Below are 19339 nucleotides of genomic sequence, written 5' to 3' on the forward strand. Positions count from 1 at the left end.
GCAGGACCCGCCGGGGCGGTCAGCGACCGAGCTCGAGGACGCGGGCCGCGGCGTCGGCGAGCGCGCATCCGTAGGAGGGGCCGTGGCCGGCGGCGTGCACCGCGAGCGGGTGCAGCTGGTGCAGCGGCACGCGCTCGGCGGCTCCGTCGCGCAGCGGGTGCACCTCCTCGTAGCCCGCGAGGACGTCGTCGAGGTGAGGCAGGCCGAACAGCGCGAGCATGGCGAGGTCCGTCTCGCGGTGTCCGCCGTGCGCGGCCGGGTCGATCAGGACCGCGCCCTCGTCCGACCACAGCACGTTGCCGTTCCAGAGGTCGCCGTGCAGGCGGGCGGGGGTGTCGTCGTCGTCGAACGCGCCCGCCGCCACGAGCTCGAGCGCGCTCTCGACGGTGCGGGCGTCCGCTGCCGACAGGCTCCCCGCATCCGCGGCCGGGCGCAGGAAGGGCCGGACGCGCTGGTCCGCGTAGAAGCGGCCCCAGGACGCCTCCGGAGTGCAGGGCATCGCGCGTCGGCCGATGTAGGCGGAGCCCGTCCATCCACTCGGCGGCGCTCCGAAGTCGTCGGCACCCGAGTCGTGGCTGCGAGCGAGGGCAGCGCCGAACCGCCGAGCGGCCTCGCGCGAGGCGCGGGCGGGCCGGATCTCCTCGAGCTCGATGCGGCCGCGCTCGACCCGCAGCACCTCGACGCAGCGCGCTCCCCCGGCCTGCTCCGCCTCGGCCAGCCAGCGCAGACCCGCCGCCTCCCACTCGAAGAACTGCGCGGGGGCGGAGGGGTTCGTCTTGACGAAGGGCATGCCTGCCACGCTAGTCGGCCACCCGCGCTGCGATCAGGAGCACCGGACCGCGGCGGGAACGACGAGAGGGGCCGCCCGCCGAAGCGGACGACCCCTCTCGAGAGATCAGTAGGAGAACCTACTTGACGATCTTGGTGACCGTTCCGGCACCCACGGTGCGGCCACCCTCACGGATGGCGAAGCCGAGGCCCTCCTCCATGGCGATCGGCTGGATCAGCGCGACCGTCATGTCGGTGGTGTCGCCGGGCATGACCATCTCGGTGCCCTCGGGCAGCGTGATGACGCCGGTGACGTCGGTGGTGCGGAAGTAGAACTGCGGGCGGTAGTTCCCGTAGAACGGGTTGTGACGCCCACCCTCGTCCTTGGACAGGATGTACGCGGTGCCCTCGAAGTCGGTGTGCGGCGTGACCGAACCCGGCTTGACGACGACCTGGCCGCGCTCGACGTCCTCGCGCTTGGTGCCGCGGAGGAGCAGACCGCAGTTCTCGCCGGCCCAGGCCTCGTCGAGCTGCTTGTGGAACATCTCGATGCCGGTGACCGTGGTCTTCTGCGTCGGGCGGATGCCGACGATCTCGACCTCGGAGTTCAGCGAGAGGGTGCCGCGCTCGGCGCGACCGGTGACGACGGTTCCACGACCGGTGATCGTGAAGACGTCCTCGATCGGCATGAGGAACGGCTTGTCCTTGTCGCGGATCGGGTCCGGGACGGAGGCGTCGACGGCGTCCATGAGGTCGAGGATGGACTGGGTCCACGCCTCGTCGCCCTCGAGGGCCTTGAGGCCGGAGACGCGGACCACGGGGGCGTCGTCGCCGGGGAAGCCCTGCGAGGACAGCAGCTCGCGGACCTCGAGCTCGACGAGCTCGAGGATCTCCTCGTCGTCCACCATGTCGGCCTTGTTCAGGGCGACGAGGAGGTACGGCACGCCGACCTGCTTGGCGAGGAGGACGTGCTCACGGGTCTGAGCCATCGGGCCGTCGGTGGCGGCGACCACGAGGATCGCGCCGTCCATCTGCGCCGCGCCGGTGATCATGTTCTTGATGTAGTCGGCGTGACCGGGGGCGTCGACGTGCGCGTAGTGGCGCTTCGGCGTCTCGTACTCGACGTGCGAGATGTTGATCGTGATGCCGCGCTGGCGCTCCTCGGGAGCGGAGTCGATCGACGCGAAGTCACGCTGGACGTTGGTCGCGGACGGGTACTTGTCCGCCAGAACCTTCGAGATCGCCGCGGTGAGGGTGGTCTTTCCGTGGTCGACGTGACCGATGGTTCCGATGTTGACGTGCGGCTTGGTCCGCTCGAACTTGGCCTTAGCCACTGTGGGTCCTCCTCAGGACTTAGGTGCAAGCATCCGCATCCGACGCCGCACGGGGCGGCACGAGGACAGGAGGACTTGCGGGGGTTTTGTGTACGTATGTTACCGGCAGTGGTCGCGCGGGCCATCCGATGAGGATCCGAGGCGCGCAGAACGCGGCAGCAAACCCGCACGACACTACCAGTCCCGCCGCGGTTCCGCAGAACCGCGGCGGGGTGGGGACGGTGCTACTCGCCCTTGTTCTTCTGGACGATCTCCTCGGCCACGGCCTTGGGGACCTCGGCGTAGGTCTCGAACGTCATCGAGTAGACCGCGCGGCCCGAGGTCTTCGAGCGCAGGTCGCCGATGTAGCCGAACATCTCGGACAGCGGGACGTTGGCCTTGATGACCTTGACGCCCGCGGCGTCCTCCATCGACTGGATCATCCCGCGACGCGAGTTGAGGTCGCCGATGACGTCGCCCATGTACTCCTCGGGCGTGCGGACCTCGACGGCCATCAGCGGCTCGAGGAGGACCGGCTGCGCCTTGCGCGAGGCCTCCTTGAACGCGATGGAGCCGGCGATCTTGAACGCCATCTCCGAGGAGTCGACGTCGTGCGCAGCACCGTCGGTCAGCGTGGCCTTGATGCCCACCATGGGGTAGCCGGCGAGGACGCCGACCAGCATGGCGTCGCGGATGCCCGCGTCGACCGAGGGGATGTACTCGCGGGGGACGCGACCACCGGTGACGCCGTTGACGAACTCGTAGGTCTTGTCGGCCTCGACCTCCATCGGCTCGATGGAGATCTGGACCTTCGCGAACTGACCCGAGCCACCCGTCTGCTTCTTGTGGGTGTAGTCGTACTTCTCGACCGTGCGGCGGATCGTCTCGCGGTAGGCCACCTGCGGCTTGCCGACGTTGGCCTCGACGTTGAACTCGCGCTTCATGCGGTCCACCAGAATGTCGAGGTGCAGCTCGCCCATTCCCTTGATGACCGTCTGACCGGTCTCCTGGTTCTGCTCGGTGCGGAAGGTGGGGTCCTCCTCCGCGAGCTTCTGGATCGCGGTGCCGAGCTTCTCCTGGTCGGCCTTCGTCTTGGGCTCGATGGCGACCTCGATGACGGGCTCCGGGAAGGTCATCGACTCGAGCACGACCTGCGCGGTCGGGTCGCTCAGGGTGTCACCGGTGGTGGTGTCCTTGAGGCCGATGACGGCGTAGATGTGGCCGGCGGTGACCGAGTCGACCGGGTTCTCCTTGTTGGAGTGCATCTGGAAGATCTTGCCGATGCGCTCCTTCTTGCCCTTGGTCGAGTTGATGACCTGGGCGCCGGAGTCGAGCTTGCCCGAGTAGACGCGGACGTAGGTGAGGCGACCGAAGAACGGGTGCACCGCGACCTTGAACGCGAGCGCCGAGAAGGGCTCGGTCGAGTCCGCGTGGCGCATGATGACCTTCTCCTCGTCGCGGACGTCGTGCGCCTCGATGGCGGGGACGTCGAGCGGGGAGGGAAGGTAGTCGACGACCGCGTCGAGCATCGGCTGGACGCCGCGGTTCTTGAACGCGGAGCCGCAGAGCACGGGGTAGATGTCCGAGTTGACGGTCAGCTTGCGGATGGCGCCCTTGATCTCGGCGACCGTGAGCTCCTCACCGCCGAAGTACTTCTCGAGCAGCTCGTCGGAGGTCTCCGCGACGGTCTCGAGCAGCTTCTCGCGGTACTCGGCGGCCTTGTCGGCCAGATCCGCGGGGATCTCCTCGATCTCGTACTTCGCGCCCAGCGCGACGTCACCCTTCGAGTCGCCGCGCCACGTGAGCGCGCGCATCTCGACGAGGTCGACGACGCCCTCGAAGCTGGACTCCGCGCCGATGGGCAGCTGGATGACCAGCGGCTTGGCGCCGAGGCGGTTGATGATCGTGTCGACCGTGAAGTAGAAGTCGGCGCCGAGCTTGTCCATCTTGTTGACGAAGCAGATGCGCGGGACGTCGTACTTGTCGGCCTGACGCCAGACGGTCTCGGACTGGGGCTCGACGCCCTCCTTGCCGTCGAAGACGGCGACGGCGCCGTCGAGGACGCGCAGCGAGCGCTCGACCTCGACCGTGAAGTCGACGTGACCGGGGGTGTCGATGATGTTGATCTGGTTCTTGTTCCAGAAGCACGTCGTCGCGGCGGACGTGATCGTGATGCCGCGCTCCTGCTCCTGCGCCATCCAGTCCATCGTGGCGGCGCCGTCGTGGACCTCACCGATCTTGTGCGTGATACCCGTGTAGAACAGGATGCGCTCGGTGGTGGTGGTCTTGCCGGCATCGATGTGGGCCATGATGCCGATGTTGCGGACCTTGTTCAGGTCGGTGAGCACATCTTGTGCCACGGAGTTCCTCCGATAGGTGATGGAGCCAGCGCAACGGGTTCATGGCCGATCGGCTGGGATCGTGATGGTGGCGGTCGCCCGTCCACGCCGGATCCGAGGATCCGCCGCCGGGTCCGGGACCGCGGCGCACGCACTGAGGCGCGCGCCGCGGGACCGGGGGTCGCGCTCGCCGAGGGCGGGCGCGGGGTGCGCTACCAGCGGTAGTGCGCGAAGGCCTTGTTCGACTCGGCCATCTTGTGGGTGTCCTCGCGACGCTTGACAGCGGCGCCCAGACCGTTCGACGCGTCGAGGATCTCGTTCATGAGACGCTCGGTCATCGTCTTCTCGCGACGGGCCTTCGCGTAGCTGGTGAGCCAGCGGAGGGCGAGGGTGTTGGCGCGGTGCGGCTTGACCTCGACGGGGACCTGGTAGGTCGAGCCGCCGACGCGGCGGCTGCGGACCTCGAGGGTCGGACGGACGTTGTCGAGCGCCTTCTTGAGCGTGACGACGGCGTCCTGGCCGTTCTTGGTCGAGACCCCCTCGAGCGCGCCGTAGACGATGCGCTCGGCGAGGCCCTTCTTGCCGTCCAGGAGGATCTTGTTCACGAGCTGGCTGACGACCGGGGCGCCGTAGACGGGGTCTGCGACGACGGGGCGCTTAGGAGCGGGTCCCTTACGAGGCATTACTTCTTCTCCATCTTCGCGCCGTACCGGCTGCGAGCCTGCTTGCGGTTCTTGACGGCCTGGGTGTCCAGGGCGCCGCGAACGATCTTGTAGCGGACACCGGGGAGGTCCTTCACACGACCGCCGCGGACGAGCACCATCGAGTGCTCCTGGAGGTTGTGGCCCTCACCGGGGATGTAGGCCGTGACCTCGGTGCCGTTGGAGAGCTTGACGCGGGCCACCTTGCGGAGGGCCGAGTTCGGCTTCTTGGGGGTGGTCGTGTAGACGCGCGTGCAGACGCCGCGCTGCTGGGGGTTGGCCTTCAGGGCGGGCGCCTTGGTCTTGGTGACCTTCGGCGTGCGTCCCTTTCGGACCAACTGCTGAATCGTTGGCACTGATTTGCTCCTTGAATGCTGCACGGTGACAGCGGATCGATGGTCGACATTCGGCCTGCCCGTCTCCGGGACGGCCGAGTTCATCTGGACCCGACTCCCTCTCGGCGCCGACGAGCGGAGACCTGGAGGAGGAGGGGTATGCCGTGGGGGCCGCCCGATCGGACGAACCCGCGGGTCCTCGCGGACCCGGTGGAGCGAAGCGCGGCACTGCGCCGACCCGGAGGCACGACACAAGCGCACGACAAAGCGCACACCCGAAGAATATTACGGGGAGTGACGGGGGCGGTCAACCGGAGGGCGTTCGCCCTGGGAGAGAACGGCGCCCCGGAGCCTCACTCGCGCTCGTCGCCCTCCCAGCCCCAGCGCGGAGTCCCGCCGCCGGCGTCGCGGCGGGCGAGCATCGCGAGGAAGAGGATCTGCACCCCGGCCGCGAGCACTCCGGCGGCGATCGCGAAGGGCGTGGCCGCGTGGTCGAGCACGAAGCGGAGGATCGCCCCCGGCTCCCCCAGCCCCAGGCCGTAGATCGCGCCGCCGACCAGCAGGAAGAGCGCGTAGACGACGGCACCGGTGAGGACGGAGGGGCCGACGAGCCGCGTCACGCCGGGCCGGGCCGCCAGCGTGATCATCGAGACGAGGACGGCGACGACGCAGACCGCCACCACGACCGGGCCGAGGATCGGGCCGGCGTCGCGCTCGGGGACGACGTCCTGGTCCAGCAGCAGGCTGAGCACGCCGAACGCGCAGACCACGAGCGCGAGGTAGAGGAAGGACGCGAACGCGGCGAGGGCGATGCCGTAGCCGAGCCCGGCGCCGCGGCCCTGCTCCCCCGGGCCGGCGGGCGTCACGACTGCGCGGCGGCGTCGCGCTCGGCGTTGCGGCGCTTCACTCGGCGCGCCCGGCCGGCGATGAGGCTCCCGCCCCAGACACTGACCTCGCGGGCCAGCACCGCGGCCGCGGCGACGGCGGCCAGCGTCGCAGGGTCGCGGAGGACGTCGACGACGGCGGCACGGTCCTGCGGCACGGCGAAGCCGCCGACCGCGGACCAGGCGCCGACCAGGGCCGCCGCACCGGCGAGCAGGGCGACGAAGAAGCCGCCGAGGACGTAGGCCCACCAGCCGGCGCGGTTGACGGCGAGGACGATCAGGGCGAGTCCGGCGAAGAAGGCGGCGACCGGCAGGAGGAAGACGGCCGTGGGGCCCTGCGCGAGCGCGACGGTCACGGGATCGCCCTCGACGCCGTCGATCAGCAGGCGGATCGCGGTGAGGGCGACCAGGTGCAGGAACGCGAAGACAGCGGTCGTGAGCAGGGCGATCGCGAGTCCGGCGAGGCGGTTGCCCTTCCGGCGGACGGGCTCGGGCTCCGGCTCGACGGAGCCGAGCGGGGAGGGGGACACGGGCTGCCGCTCCTGCACCGCGGTGGCTCCGGTCGCGGGGCGGCGGCCGCCCGGCTCCGGCTCGGGCCAGACGTACTCCCGGGTCGGCTCGGTGCCGTCGCCGGTCGTCGGCATCCGCGTGGTCTCGGCTTCGCTGTTCCCCGTCACTCGAACAGCTTAGGCACGGGTCCGCGCGGGGCGAGCGACCGCCGCGCCCACCCCGGGACGGGGGACGGATCCACCCGGAGGCGCGCTACTCGAGCGGGTGCAGCAGGCGGTGCAGGAACTGCCGCGTGCGCGGCTCCTGCGGGTCGCGGAGGATCCGCGCGGGAGCGCCGCGCTCGACGACCACGCCGTCGGCCATGAAGACGACCTCGGAGGCGACCTGGCGGGCGAACTCCAGCTCGTGCGTGACGACCAGCATCGTCCAGCCCTCGCTCGCCAGCTCGCGCATCAGCGAGAGGACGTCGCCGACGAGCTCGGGATCCAGCGCCGAGGTCGGCTCGTCGAAGAGCAGCAGGTCGGGCCGGAGCGCGAGGGCGCGGACGATGCCGACGCGCTGCTGCTGACCGCCGGACAGCTCGAAGGGGTAGGCGCCGCCGCGGCCGCCGAGACCGACGCGCTCGAGCAGCGCCTCCGCCTCCGGGACCACCTCGGACGCCGGGCGGCGCTGGACGCGCAGCGGACCCTCCGTGACGTTCTGCAGGACGGTGAGGTGCGGGAAGAGGTTGAAGTGCTGGAAGACCATCGCCGAGCGGTCGCGCAGCGCCGTGAGGGCGCGCTTGCCCACCGTGCCGCCGAAGTCGAGCACGGCGCCGTCCGCCAGCTCGAGGACGCCGCCGTCGGGGACCTCGAGGCTGTTCAGCGAGCGCAGCACGGTGGTCTTGCCCGAGCCGGACGGGCCGATCAGCGCGATGACCTCGCCGCGCCGGATCTCGAGGTCGATGCCGCGCAGGACCTCGACGCCGCCGAAGGACTTGCGCAGCCCGGTCGCGCGGAGGACGGGGCGGTCGCCGTCAGCCGGGCGGCCTGCGGTGCCGGAAGGTGCGTCAACGGGCGACATAGCGGTCCAATCGCTTCTCGAGGAGGCTCTGGCCGCTGGAGAGGACGAGGCAGATGAGCCAGTAGATGAGGGCGGCCTCGAGGTAGAGCAGCATGAACTCGCTCGAGGCGGTGGCGATCTTCTGCGCCTGGCGGAAGAGCTCGGTCACCAGGATCAGCGAGGCGAGCGAGGTGTCCTTCACCAGCGAGATGAAGGTGTTCGAGAGCGGCGGCACCGAGACGCGGGCGGCCTGCGGCAGGATGATCCGCCGCAGCGCGAGCCCGCGGCCCATGCCGATGGTGTGCGCGGCCTCCCACTGCCCCTTCGGCACGCTGAGGATGGCGGCGCGGATGACCTCGGCCGCGTAGCCGCCGACGTTGAGCGCGAAGGCGATGATCGCGCTCGGCCACGGGTCGATCTTCACACCCAGGCTCGGCAGCCCGTAGAAGATCACGAACAGCTGCACCAGGAGCGGGGTGCCGCGGATGACGGAGATGTACGCGCGGGCGATCCACGCCAGGACCTTCACCCGCGACAGGCGCATCAGCGCGACGGCGAGAGCGAGGGCGAGGCCGAGCACGAAGCTCGACAGCGCGAGCGGGATCGTGCCGACGATGCCGCCCGACAGGATCGGCCAGAACGACCTGACGAAGAGTTCCATCTTGTCTTCTCCCGCCGGAGGCGGGAGAAGACCGCAGTCGGCATTTCGAGGTGGTCACGAATCGTAGAGCGTCGTGCGTCCGCTCCCGGGAAATGCTGGCACGCATTTCCCGGGACCGCTCGGCCTTGCGAAGCGGGGGTGTCGGTCGACCCATGCTGGTCGAGTAGCCCCGGAGGGGCGTATCGAGACCCACCGCGTCCGGCACGGTGGTCTGCGGACTCGCGTCTCGGTGACGGTGGATCTCGATACACCCGCTGCGCGGGCTACTCGATCAGCATGTCGCAGCCGGCAGTCGGAAGCGGCGACCAGCGCCGCAGGCGTCCTTCCTGCTGGTCGAGTAGCCCCGCAGGGGCGTATCGAGACCCGCCGCCGGAGGCGGTGCTACTGGGAGACGTCGGCTCCGAAGTAGCGCTCGGAGATGGAGGCGAGGGTACCGTCGGCGCGCAGCTCGTCGAGGGCGCCGTCGACCGCGGCGACGAGGTCGTCCGAGCCCTTCGGGAAGGTGAAGGCGCTCGAAGAGCTGTCGTCGGTGGTCACCGCGACCTTGAGGCCCGCGGCCTGGTCGGGGTAGGTCGTCGACCAGTCCAGCCAGGTGAGGCGGTCGTTGATGGTCGCGTCGACCCGGCCCTGCTCGACGAGGGCGACGGCCTGCGCCCAGCCCTCGACGCCCTCGACGGTCGCGCCGGAGTCCTGCGCGAGCGTGTACCAGTTGCTCGAGAGCGACTGCGCGGTGGTCTTGCCCGAGAGCGAGTCGAGCGAGGTGATCTCGGTGTCCGCGGTCGGGACGACGACGACGCCGGGGCTGACCGAGTACGGCTCGGAGAAGTCGTACTTCGCGCTGCGCTCGTCGTTGATCGAGACCTGGTTGGCGATCACGTCGAAGCGACCGCCGTCGAGACCCGCGAACATCGCGTCCCACTGGGTCTCCTCGAACTCCGGCTCGACGCCGAGCTTCTCGGCGACCGCGGTGATGACCTCGACGTCGTAGCCGGTGAGGTCGCCGGTGCCGCCGTCGGCGTGGAACGAGAACGGCGAGTAGGTGCCCTCGGTGCCGATGGTCAGCTTCCCGGACTCCTCGACCTCGGCGAGCGTGAGCCCGGAGGAGGTCGAGGCGGTGCTGTCGTCGCTGGAGCCGGAGACCACGTCGTCGGTGGAGGCGGGAGCGCAGCCGGCGAGGACGAGGGCGGCGGCGGCCGCGGTCGTGCCGAGCAGGACGCGCAGCGAGGTGCGGGCGGGGAGGAGCGTCACGGTGTCTTTCCTTCGGTGCATCGCGGAGTCTCACGACCGGATCGCGGCCGGAGCCGCGCACGGTTCGGTGGGGAGGGGTGGAGCCGACGGCGCTGGATCGCGCACGCCCGCCCTCTCTCAGCCAACCAGGAGGAGGGGGACCGCTATTCCCGGATGTCTCCGTGTGACGCCGAGGACACCCCGACCTCCGCGAGGAACGACTCCGCCCCGGCGACCTCGTCGGCCGTCAGACCGGTCGCCGCGTCGGGCACGATCAGATGGAAGGGGGTCTCCTGCTCGCGCGCCCAGTCGACCGCGTCGCCGCGGAGGTTGTCGTCGATCCACACCACGGCGTCGATCGTCGCGTGCTCCCGGGCCTGCTCGAGCCAGACGGCGACGGGCTGCAGCTTGCCGGTCTGCCCGGGGAAGCGCGGGTCGCGCGGCAGCCCGCCGCCGAAGACGATCGCCTCGGTCCCGGCCGGCAGCCCGAGGTCGCCCGCGAGGACCGACGTGAGCTTCGGCGGCCAGGTGGTCGCCCAGACGATCGTGCCGACGGAAGCGAGGCGGCGGACGAGCTCCTCGCGCTCGGGCTCGAGCATCAGCCGGTGACTGCCGGCGGCGCGGTCGCTCGAGACGGACGGGTTCAGGACGCCGTCGACGTCGAGCAGGATGAGGGCGGCCATGGCTGCAACCGTAGCCGCGGCCGAGGCCCGGCGCGAGGCTCGGGCGCGCGCTAGCGTGAGCGGATGCCGCCCTCGGTCCGCCTCCCCGACGGCGCGGTGGTCTCGCTCGAGCCCGACCCGATCCGCGAGGGATCGCTCGTCCTCGAGATCGACGGCTCCGAGCAGTCGCTGATCGATCTCCTCGCCCCGGAGCAGCTCGGTCTGGAGTACCTGGCCCGGCTCGGCGCCGCGGTCGATGCTCTCGCACCCGCGGGCGCTCCCGTCACCGTGCTCCACCTCGGCGCGGGGGCGCTGGCGCTCGCGCGCTACGTCGCGGCGACCCGGCCGGGCTCCGAGCAGACGGTCGTCGAGCGAGCGGCGGGCCTGGTGGAGTTCGTCCTGGCGCACGCGCCGCTGCCCGCCGGGACCCGGCTGCGCCGTGTCACCGCGGACGCCGCCGGTCCTCTCGCCGTGCCGCCGGCCGACCTCGTCGTGCTGGACGTCTACGACGGCGACGAGATCCCCGAGTCCTTCTACCGCTCCGAGGTGCTCGCCCGTCTGGCGCGCCTGGTCGACGGGGACGGGCTGCTGGCGGTCAACGTGGCCGACGACGCCGATCACCGCCGGCTGCGCCGCCTGCGGCAGGGTCTGCGGGAGGCGCTGCCGCTCACCGCCGCGGTCGGCTCGCTGTCGTTCGCCGAGGGGCGCGGCAGCGGGAACGCGATCCTGCTCGCCTCACGAGGCGATGCCGCTGCGCGCGCCGCCGTCCGCCTCCTGCAGGCCGGCCCGCACCCGGTCGCGGCCGTTGCGGATGGCGACGTCGTGCCCGTCGAGGTGGCGGTAGAAGTCGACCCGTGACTGCAGGGCGATGCCCGCCTCGAGGTACTTCGCCTTGATCCGCTTGATGTAGGTCCGCACGGTGTGCTCCGCGATCCGCATGTCGAGGGCGACGTCCTTGACCGCGGTCCCGGAGCCGTACGAGCGCATCACCCGGCTCTCCTGCCGGCTGAGCACGGGACGGTGGTGCTCTCCCGCGGCGAGGAAGCGGTGCCGTGCCGCCTCCGAGATCCAGGAGCGGCCCGAAGCGATCGACACCACGGCCGCGACGAGCTCGCCCGGCTCGTCGCCCTTCCAGACGAACGCGGTGCGCTCGAGGCGCAGCACGGCGCGCACGGCCTCGAGCGAGTCCGACGCGGACAGCACGACCAGGCCGTGATAGCGCGCGCTGAGGGTCGCGAGCGTGCTCGCGAGCGAGTCGGGCGCGACCCGGTCGAGGTCGAGCACGGCGATCGTCTCCGCCTCGGCCGTCTCGGCGTCCGCGGCGCGCAGGCGTGGGAGGACGTGGGCGAGCAGAGCCAGGAGCGCTGCGCGCTCGATGGTCGGACCGCTCACCACGGACACAGCGAACTTCTCGAATTCCGCCACGGAAACCCCTTGCGAGGACGGTCGGGTCCGTCCTCGATCGAACCGTAGCGAAAGGGCGGCTGCGCAGGCGACGGACGGGACATTCCGTCTCGTCATCGTGCGGGCGACGACGCGCTCCAGGGACGATCGCCGCCCGCTCCCGGCCCAGGAGGGCTAGTCTCCGAGGCGATGAACGACTCCGACGAGACCACGACCCGCTCGATCCGGATCCCCGCCGACCAGGTGCGGGCCCGGATGCTCGCCGCCGCGCGCGAGGTCATCTCGGTCAACGGCCTCACGGTCGGATTCGCCCACCTGCCGATGGAGGAGTACATCCGCCTGGCGGCCGTGCCGCGGAGCTCGGTGTACCGGATCTGGAGCACGCGCGAGGAGTTCGTCGCCGACCTGATCGGCGAGATCTTCGTCGCCGACCGCTTCGCCGACGGCGCCGACCCCGACGCGTCGCGGGCGATGAGGGAGGTGTACGAGCGCTCCTCCGCCCACCTCAGCACGGCGGCCGGCCGCCGGGAGGTGGCCTGGGAGATGATCCGCATCGGCGCCAACTCGAGCGTCGAGACGCTGCGCGCCTCCGTCGACTGGTCCTCCTACAACGCCCTGCTCGCCTGCACCTTCTCGATGGAGGAGGGCCCGGCGCGGGAGGCGGTCCGGGCGACCGCCCTGCGGCTGGAGACCATGCTGACCCAGCGGATGCGCGACTACTACCAGGACGTCCTCGATCGCTTCGGCTCCTCGCTGAAGCCCGGCTTCACGACGCTGCAGCTCGCGCACTTGACCGCGATCGTGACCGACGGTCTCGTGCATCGCGGGCGCCTGCTCGACGACGAGCTCGACGCCGTGATCGAGGCGCCCGGGCTGGACGGCGAGCCGGTGGAGTGGACCCTCACCGCCTGGACGATCCGCTCGATCGTGGACGGGATGCTGGTGCCGGTCGCGCAGGACGACCCGCCCGCCGGCGACTAGCGCGGAGCGGAGTTCCCGGGGCCCGCGCCGGCCGGTGCCGCCGGTCCGGCGGGCGCGGGCTCGCAGAACCCGTCGATGAGCATCAGGGCTCCGGCGACCACGAGCGAGGGCGAGCCGGGGCGGCCGGGGTCGATCGGACCGGTCACCAGCTCGGGAGCGGCGATCCTGGCGATGCAGAGCCCCTCGACGAACGAGGAGATGGCGGAGGCGAGCACGGCGTACTCCTCGTCCCGCCCCGAGCGCAGGCGCAGACCCGCCTCGGCCAGGGTGTGCCGGTAGTACTTCGCCATGTTCTCGATGAAGTGCACCTGGCGGGAGTGCAGGGCCTCGCGGATCGCCGCACTCGCCGGCTCCGAGTGCGAGTCGACCGCGCCGATCAGGGCGACGAAGTTGCGCCAGTGCTGCGAGGCGAAGACGTTGTCGTAGTTGGCCTCGATCGCGACGGTGAGCGAGGCGACGAGGATCTCGCGCATCTGCTCGGGGCTCGGCGGCTCGGCGAGGCGACGGTGCAGGTAGGAGTCCCCCGCGGAGAGCGAGGCGGGATCGAGCCGCGCCGTGAGGATCCGCTCGGGGATCGCCGCGACCAGTTCGTCGTAGAACGCCTGACGGGTGGGCCAGATCCGGTAGACGGTGCTGCGAGGCACTCCCGCCGAGCGGATGACCTCCTCGAGCGGCAGGTGCGAGACGCCGACGCGCAGGCCCTCCACCCTCACGACGGCGAGGGCCGCGTCGAGGAGCCTGGTCCTGACCTGCTCGCGACTGAGTCGGCCCGGACGAGGCGGGACCTCGGGCGGGGTGTCGTTGCCCATCGTGCCTCCGGAGGCGGGTGAGCGGGGTGGCTTCGGGGTCCCCGGTGCACCCGAGCGTAGACGATCGCCGACAGTCGTCGTGCACATCGGCTGCGCGGGAGGTCACACACGGAGCCGGACCGCGCGGACGGGCGCGGCTCGCGCTCGGCTCGGAAGCCGCGCGAGCCGCGCTGCCTGTCCCCCAGGCGGCCGCCCCATCGGCCGGTTCCGACCGTAGGCGCTCGATCATGCCCGCGTCAAAACTCCAGACATCATGTCTCGCCGATCAGCGGCGGAACGGACGGCGGGGCTCGTCCGACGGCGGGAGGTGGCGCTGCCCCGCGCGAGCCGAGTCGGTGTGCGGCAGGCCGAGCTCGCCGGCCACGGCGTCGGCGATCTCCGCCTCGGCGTGCCCCGCCAGCTCGACGTTGCGCATCAGCTTGGCGTGGTGGCAGGGGCTGGCGTCGATGGCGACCACCATCGCGGAGAAGCGCAGCGCGTCGCCCAGGCGCGCCATCGGGCTGAGCTCCGCCAGCACGGACGGGACGTCGGGCATGGACAGCATCGTGTAGTAGCAGGTCGAGACCACGTACTCGTCGACGCCCGACTCGGCCGACGGCGGTGCGACGATGATGTCGCCGAGGGAGACCGAGCCCGTGCTCGACCCGAGGACGGACGCGATCGTGACCCGGATGTCGCCGGCGAGCGAGACGACGCGCACACCCGCCGGCCACGGCGGGAGCGCCGCCAGCTCCGTGGATCCGGTGCGCATCGCGATCCCCGCCTGCGAGGACAGCGCGTCGATCATCGGCATCCCCGTGCACTCCCCCGCGTTGGCCGCGTCCTCGGAGGCGGCCTCGCCGCAGGAGGCGAGCAGCGCGGAGATGCCCAGCCGCGACTGCGGCTCGAGGCCGCCGACCACCGCTGGGCTGACCGTCCCCGTCGAGTCGATGATCTGCCCCAGGCGGAGGGCGAGGTCGGAGCCCGTGTTGGGCGTGCCGAAGGTGACGACCTCGCGCACCATCGACTCCACCGGCACGCCGTCGACGCTCTGGCTGAGCGCCTGCCGAGCGGCGAGGCCGCCCATCGAGTGCGCCACGACGACCGCGCGGTGGCCGGTCGCCGCCGTGAGGCAGGCGATCGAGGAGGCGAGGGCGTCGGCGATCCCGGGATCGGTCACCCAGCGCGCCGCGAGGTCGCGGTAGTCGAAGGTGTAGACGACGGCCCCCTCGGTGTCCTGGAACGCGCCGATGAGGGAGCGCTGCGAGGTGGTGACCGGCTGGTCCACGCCGTTCGTGGCGATCAGGTCGACCAGGTGCGAGAAGGCGCCCGTGCGCGACTCGTCGTGCGTCGCGGTGCCCAGCCAGCCGTGCAGCACCAGGATCGGCACGAGCGAGGCGGCGGCCGTCGTCGTCACGTCGTCCCCCTCGAGCACGGGCGCGAGCTCGGCGATCCCGCAGGTGGCGGGCGGAGCGGCCGCGACCGCCGCGACCGCGCTGCCGGCGGGGACGACGACGGCACCGACCGCCACGAGAAGGGCGGACAGCACGACGATCAGGACTCTCATCCGCACGTTTCCTCACCGCCGCGACCCCTGCTGAGCGGGTTCAGGGGATCGACCGGACGAACGTCCCCGAAGTCAATCACCCTGGCGCCCCCGTTCGGGCTCTCTGTCGGGAATCGACGGACCCCCAGTCAGGGTGAGGGTGCCCTCACCCGCCCGCGGACGACGAAGGGCCCCGCCGGTCTCCCGGCGGGGCCCTTCGTCAGTCGGACTGTGCTCAGCTGTAGTTGCCGGGCTCGTAGCCGTCGCTCGAGAACGAGTCGAAGTCGACGAACGAGAGGTCCGCGTCGCTGAACGCGGCGTCGTCGGCGAAGATGCGGTTGGGGTACCGCTCGGCCTTCGCCTCCTCCGTCGCCTCGACCGACACGTTCCGGTAGCGGGGCAGACCCGTTCCGGCCGGGATCAGCTTTCCGATGATCACGTTCTCCTTGAGGCCCATCAGCGGGTCGCGCTTGCCCTCCATGGCCGCCTGCGTCAGGACGCGGGTCGTCTCCTGGAAGGACGCGGCCGACAGCCACGACTCGGTCGCGAGCGAGGCCTTGGTGATGCCCATGACCTCCTGGCGGGCGGACGCGGTCCGCTTGCCCTCGGTCAGAGCCGCACGGTTGACCTCGCTGTAGCGCGAGCGGTCGACGAGCTCACCCGGCAGCAGGTCGGTGTCGCCGTGGTCGACGACGGTGACCTTGCGGAGCATCTGCCGGACGATGACCTCGATGTGCTTGTCGTGGATCGGGACGCCCTGCGAGCGGTAGACGCCCTGGACGCCGCCGACGAGGTGCTTCTGGACCTCGCGGACGCCCAGCACGCGCAGGACCTCCTTGGGGTCGACCGTTCCCACGTGCAGCTGCTGACCGAGCACGACCGACTGGCCGTCCTCGACGAGGAGCTGCGAGCGCTTGAGCACCGGGTAGATGACCGCCTCGTCGCCGTTGTCCGGCTGGAGGATGACCCGGCGGGCCCGGTCGGTGTCCTCGATCGTGATGCGACCGGCGGCCTCCGCGATCGGCGACGCACCCTTGGGGGTGCGGGCCTCGAAGAGCTCCTGCACGCGGGGAAGACCCTGCGTGATGTCGTCGGCCGAGGCCGATCCACCGGTGTGGAAGGTGCGCATCGTGAGCTGCGTGCCGGGCTCGCCGATCGACTGGGCCGCGATGATGCCGACGGCCTCTCCGATGTCGACGAGCTTGCCGGTGGCGAGCGAGCGGCCGTAGCAGGCCGCGCAGACGCCGACGGCCGACTCGCAGGTCAGGACGGAGCGGACCTTGATGTGGCGCACCTCGGCGCCGACCAGCTTCTCGATGAGGACGTCGCCGACGTCCTCCCCGGCCTCGGCCACGACCTCGCCGGCCTCGTTCGTCGCCGCGGTGGCGAGCGAGCGGGCGTAGACGGAGTTCTCGACGTTGGAGTCCTGGATCCAGGCGCCGGTGGCGTCCTGGAGCATGATCGGCAGGTCGAGGCCCTTGGTCGTGCCGCAGTCGTCCTCGCGGATGATGACGTCCTGCGAGACGTCGACGAGTCGACGCGTCAGGTAGCCCGAGTCCGCGGTGCGGAGCGCGGTGTCGGCCAGACCCTTGCGGGCACCGTGCGTGGCGATGAAGTACTCGGCGACCGACAGGCCCTCGCGGTACGAGGAGATGATCGGTCGGGCGATGATCTCGCCCTTCGGGTTGTTCACCAGACCGCGCATGCCGGCGATGTTGCGCACCTGCAGCCAGTTGCCACGGGCACCGGAGGTGACCATGCGGTTGATCGTGTTGTCGATCGGGAAGTTCGCGCGCATCGCCTTGGCGACCTCGTCGGTCGCCTCGGTCCAGATCTTCACGAGCTCCTGGCGGCGCTCCGCCTGGGTGGTCAGACCCTTGTCGTACTCGGACTCGACCTTGGCCGCCTTCTTCTCGTAGCCCGCGATGATGACGGGCTTCGAGGGCGGGGTGAGGATGTCCGAGAGGGCGACGGTCACACCGGACCGGGTGGCCCAGTAGAAGCCGGCGTCCTTGATGCGGTCGAGCGAGGCGGCGACCTCCACCTTCGGGTAGCGCTCCGCGAGGTCGTTGACGATCCCGGAGATGGTCGTCTTGTCGGCGACCTGCTCGAAGTAGGGGTAGTCGACCGGCAGCGCCTCGTTGAAGAGGGCGCGGCCGAGCGTCGTGTCGAGGAGGACGGGCGCGGTGACCTTGCCCTTGTCGTCGATCTCGACTCCCTCGGGGGCCTGACCCTGCGCGAAGTACACGTCCGACATGCGGATGCGGACCTTCGAGTTCAGGTGCAGCGAGCCCTGGTCCTTCGCGAGGATCGCCTCCGAGACGGAGGAGAACGCGCGGCCCTCACCGGCGCCACCCTCGCGGATGGTCGTCAGGTGGTGCAGGCCGATGATCATGTCCTGCGTGGGCAGGGTGACCGGGCGGCCGTCGGAGGGCTTGAGGATGTTGTTCGAGGCGAGCATCAGGATGCGCGCCTCGGCCTGGGCCTCGACTGACAGGGGCAGGTGGACGGCCATCTGGTCGCCGTCGAAGTCCGCGTTGAACGCGGCGCAGACGAGCGGGTGCAGCTGGATCGCCTTGCCCTCGACCAGCTGGGGCTCGAAGGCCTGGATGCCGAGTCGGTGCAGGGTGGGCGCGCGGTTGAGCAGGACGGGGCGCTCGCGGATGATCTCCTCGAGCACGTCCCAGACCTGCGGACGCGAGCGCTCGACCATGCGCTTGGCGGCCTTGATGTTCTGCGCGTGGGAGAGGTCGATCAGGCGCTTGATGACGAACGGCTTGAACAGCTCGAGCGCCATCTGCTTGGGCAGACCGCACTGGTGCAGCTTGAGCTGCGGTCCGACGATGATGACCGAGCGGCCCGAGTAGTCGACGCGCTTGCCCAGCAGGTTCTGGCGGAAGCGACCCTGCTTTCCCTTGAGCATGTCGCTCAGGGACTTCAGGGCGCGGTTGCCGGTACCGGTGACGGGACGGCCGCGGCGGCCGTTGTCGAAGAGGGCGTCGACCGCCTCCTGGAGCATGCGCTTCTCGTTGTTCACGATGATCTCGGGGGCACCGAGGTCGAGCAGGCGGCGGAGGCGGTTGTTGCGGTTGATGACGCGGCGGTAGAGGTCGTTCAGGTCGGAGGTGGCGAAGCGGCCACCGTCGAGCTGGACCATCGGGCGCAGCTCCGGCGGGATGACCGGGACCACGTCGAGGACCATCGCGGCCGGCGAGTTGCCGGTGGCGAGGAACGAGTTGACGACGCGCAGGCGCTTGATGGCGCGGATCTTCTTCTGACCCTTGCCCTCGGCGATCTGCAGGTGCAGCGTCTCGGCCTCGGCCTGGAGGTCGAACTGCTCGAGGCGCTTCTTGATCGCCTCCGCGCCCATGTAGGCCTCGAAGTAGACGCCGTAGCGGTCGACGAGCTCGTTGAAGACGGCGTCCTCGGGCTTGAGGTCGCCGACCTTCAGGGTGCGGAACTGCTCCCACACGCTCTCCAGTCGCGCGATGTCCTCGTCGAAGGACTTGCGGATCTGGCCCATCTCCTTCTCGGCGCCGTCCTTGGTGCGGCGCTTCTGGTCGCTCTTCGCGCCCTCCGCCTCCAGGGCGGCGAGGTCGGTCTCGAGGCGCGCCAGGCGGTCCGCGATGCGGGAGTCGCGCTGGTCCGAGAGGGTCTTGATCTCGAGCCGGAGCTCGTTCTCGAGGCCGGGCATGTCGGCGTGACGGCCGTCGTCGTCCACGTCGATGATCATGTACGCCGCGAAGTAGATGACCTTCTCGAGGTCCTTCGGCGCCATGTCCAGCAGGTATCCGAGGCGCGAGGGGACGCCCTTGAAGTACCAGATGTGGGTGACGGGGGCGGCGAGCTCGATGTGGCCCATCCGCTCGCGGCGGACCGAGGACTTGGTGACCTCGACGCCGCAGCGCTCGCAGACGATGCCCTTGAAGCGGACCCGCTTGTACTTGCCGCAGGAGCACTCCCAGTCGCGCGAGGGTCCGAAGATCTGCTCGCCGAACAGACCGTCCTTCTCGGGCTTGAGGGTGCGGTAGTTGATGGTCTCGGGCTTCTTCACTTCACCGTGCGACCAGCGACGGATGTCATCGGCCGTCGCGAGGCCGATGCGCAGCTCGTCAAAAGTTGTTACGTCGAGCAATGTTTTCTCCTTGTCGGAAAACAGGGTGTCTCGTCAGAGACGGG

At 70.6% G+C, this 19339-nt stretch carries 16 protein-coding genes; 1 reads left to right on the forward strand and 15 read right to left on the reverse strand.

Going from position 1 to position 19339, the window contains the following annotated elements; all coding sequences use genetic code 11:
• Positions 1-19 precede the first annotated feature (19 nt).
• From HRK28_RS05245 to HRK28_RS20445, 12 genes are all read right to left on the reverse strand, one after another.
• Positions 20-790, reverse strand: a complete 771-nt coding sequence (locus HRK28_RS05245) for a fructosamine kinase family protein (RefSeq protein ID WP_173250614.1) — start codon at positions 788-790, stop codon at positions 20-22.
• 118 nt (positions 791-908) lie between these two features.
• Positions 909-2102: an elongation factor Tu gene (tuf, locus tag HRK28_RS05250; RefSeq protein ID WP_123445037.1), complete on the reverse strand. Its 1194-nt coding sequence runs from the start codon at positions 2100-2102 to the stop codon at positions 909-911.
• 224 nt (positions 2103-2326) lie between these two features.
• Entirely contained in the window at positions 2327-4441 is a 2115-nt protein-coding gene (fusA, locus tag HRK28_RS05255; protein WP_123445036.1) for an elongation factor G, read from the reverse strand.
• Between the two features lie 191 nt (positions 4442-4632).
• Entirely contained in the window at positions 4633-5103 is a 471-nt protein-coding gene (gene rpsG, locus HRK28_RS05260; protein ID WP_056037355.1) for a 30S ribosomal protein S7, read from the reverse strand.
• Entirely contained in the window at positions 5103-5477 is a 375-nt protein-coding gene (rpsL, locus tag HRK28_RS05265) for a 30S ribosomal protein S12 (RefSeq protein ID WP_011186743.1), read from the reverse strand. Before rpsL ends, rpsG begins: the two co-directional genes overlap by 1 nt.
• 332 nt (positions 5478-5809) lie before the next feature.
• The gene (locus tag HRK28_RS05270; RefSeq protein ID WP_173250615.1) at positions 5810-6322 is read right to left on the reverse strand and encodes a DUF6121 family protein; all 513 of its coding nucleotides are present in this window, start codon (positions 6320-6322) and stop codon (positions 5810-5812) included.
• Entirely contained in the window at positions 6319-7017 is a 699-nt protein-coding gene (locus HRK28_RS05275; RefSeq protein ID WP_160087614.1) for a hypothetical protein, read from the reverse strand. The genes HRK28_RS05270 and HRK28_RS05275 overlap by 4 nt, the downstream gene beginning before the upstream one ends.
• 85 nt (positions 7018-7102) lie before the next feature.
• Entirely contained in the window at positions 7103-7912 is an 810-nt protein-coding gene (locus HRK28_RS05280) for an amino acid ABC transporter ATP-binding protein (protein WP_173250616.1), read from the reverse strand.
• A complete protein-coding gene (locus HRK28_RS05285; RefSeq protein ID WP_123702092.1) occupies positions 7899-8552 on the reverse strand; it encodes an amino acid ABC transporter permease in 654 nt (217 codons plus the stop codon). Before HRK28_RS05285 ends, HRK28_RS05280 begins: the two co-directional genes overlap by 14 nt.
• A 381-nt stretch (positions 8553-8933) precedes the next feature.
• Positions 8934-9800: an amino acid ABC transporter substrate-binding protein gene (locus HRK28_RS05290; protein WP_244231780.1), complete on the reverse strand. Its 867-nt coding sequence runs from the start codon at positions 9798-9800 to the stop codon at positions 8934-8936.
• Positions 9801-9943: 143 nt separating this feature from the next.
• Positions 9944-10462 carry an HAD domain-containing protein gene (locus HRK28_RS05295; protein WP_160087608.1) on the reverse strand — a complete coding sequence of 173 codons (519 nt, stop codon included), beginning with the start codon at positions 10460-10462 and terminating at the stop codon, positions 9944-9946.
• Between the two features lie 714 nt (positions 10463-11176).
• The gene (locus HRK28_RS20445) at positions 11177-11866 is read right to left on the reverse strand and encodes a LuxR C-terminal-related transcriptional regulator (RefSeq protein WP_160087606.1); all 690 of its coding nucleotides are present in this window, start codon (positions 11864-11866) and stop codon (positions 11177-11179) included.
• 168 nt (positions 11867-12034) lie between these two features.
• Here HRK28_RS20445 and HRK28_RS05305 point away from each other — a divergent pair, with 168 nt between their 5' ends.
• Positions 12035-12826, forward strand: a complete 792-nt coding sequence (locus tag HRK28_RS05305) for a hypothetical protein (RefSeq protein WP_173250617.1) — start codon at positions 12035-12037, stop codon at positions 12824-12826.
• On the opposite strand, the gene HRK28_RS05310 is transcribed toward HRK28_RS05305, so the two are convergent.
• The 3 genes from HRK28_RS05310 to HRK28_RS05320 all read right to left on the reverse strand — a co-directional run bounded on the left by HRK28_RS05310 (position 12823) and on the right by HRK28_RS05320 (position 19295).
• On the reverse strand, positions 12823-13635 hold the full coding sequence (locus tag HRK28_RS05310) for a TetR/AcrR family transcriptional regulator (RefSeq protein WP_173250618.1): 813 nt from the start codon (positions 13633-13635) through the stop codon (positions 12823-12825). The two genes, HRK28_RS05305 and HRK28_RS05310, sit on opposite strands and share 4 nt — an antisense overlap.
• Before the next feature lie 265 nt (positions 13636-13900).
• Positions 13901-15181 (reverse strand): triacylglycerol lipase, encoded by a 1281-nt coding sequence (locus tag HRK28_RS05315; RefSeq protein ID WP_160087600.1) that lies wholly within the window; start codon positions 15179-15181, stop codon positions 13901-13903.
• A gap of 214 nt (positions 15182-15395) precedes the next feature.
• Positions 15396-19295 carry a DNA-directed RNA polymerase subunit beta' gene (locus tag HRK28_RS05320; protein WP_159985828.1) on the reverse strand — a complete coding sequence of 1300 codons (3900 nt, stop codon included), beginning with the start codon at positions 19293-19295 and terminating at the stop codon, positions 15396-15398.
• Positions 19296-19339: the final 44 nt, after the last annotated feature.

The organism is Rathayibacter sp. VKM Ac-2835 (genome assembly GCF_013266705.1).
Taxonomy (GTDB): domain Bacteria; phylum Actinomycetota; class Actinomycetes; order Actinomycetales; family Microbacteriaceae; genus Rathayibacter.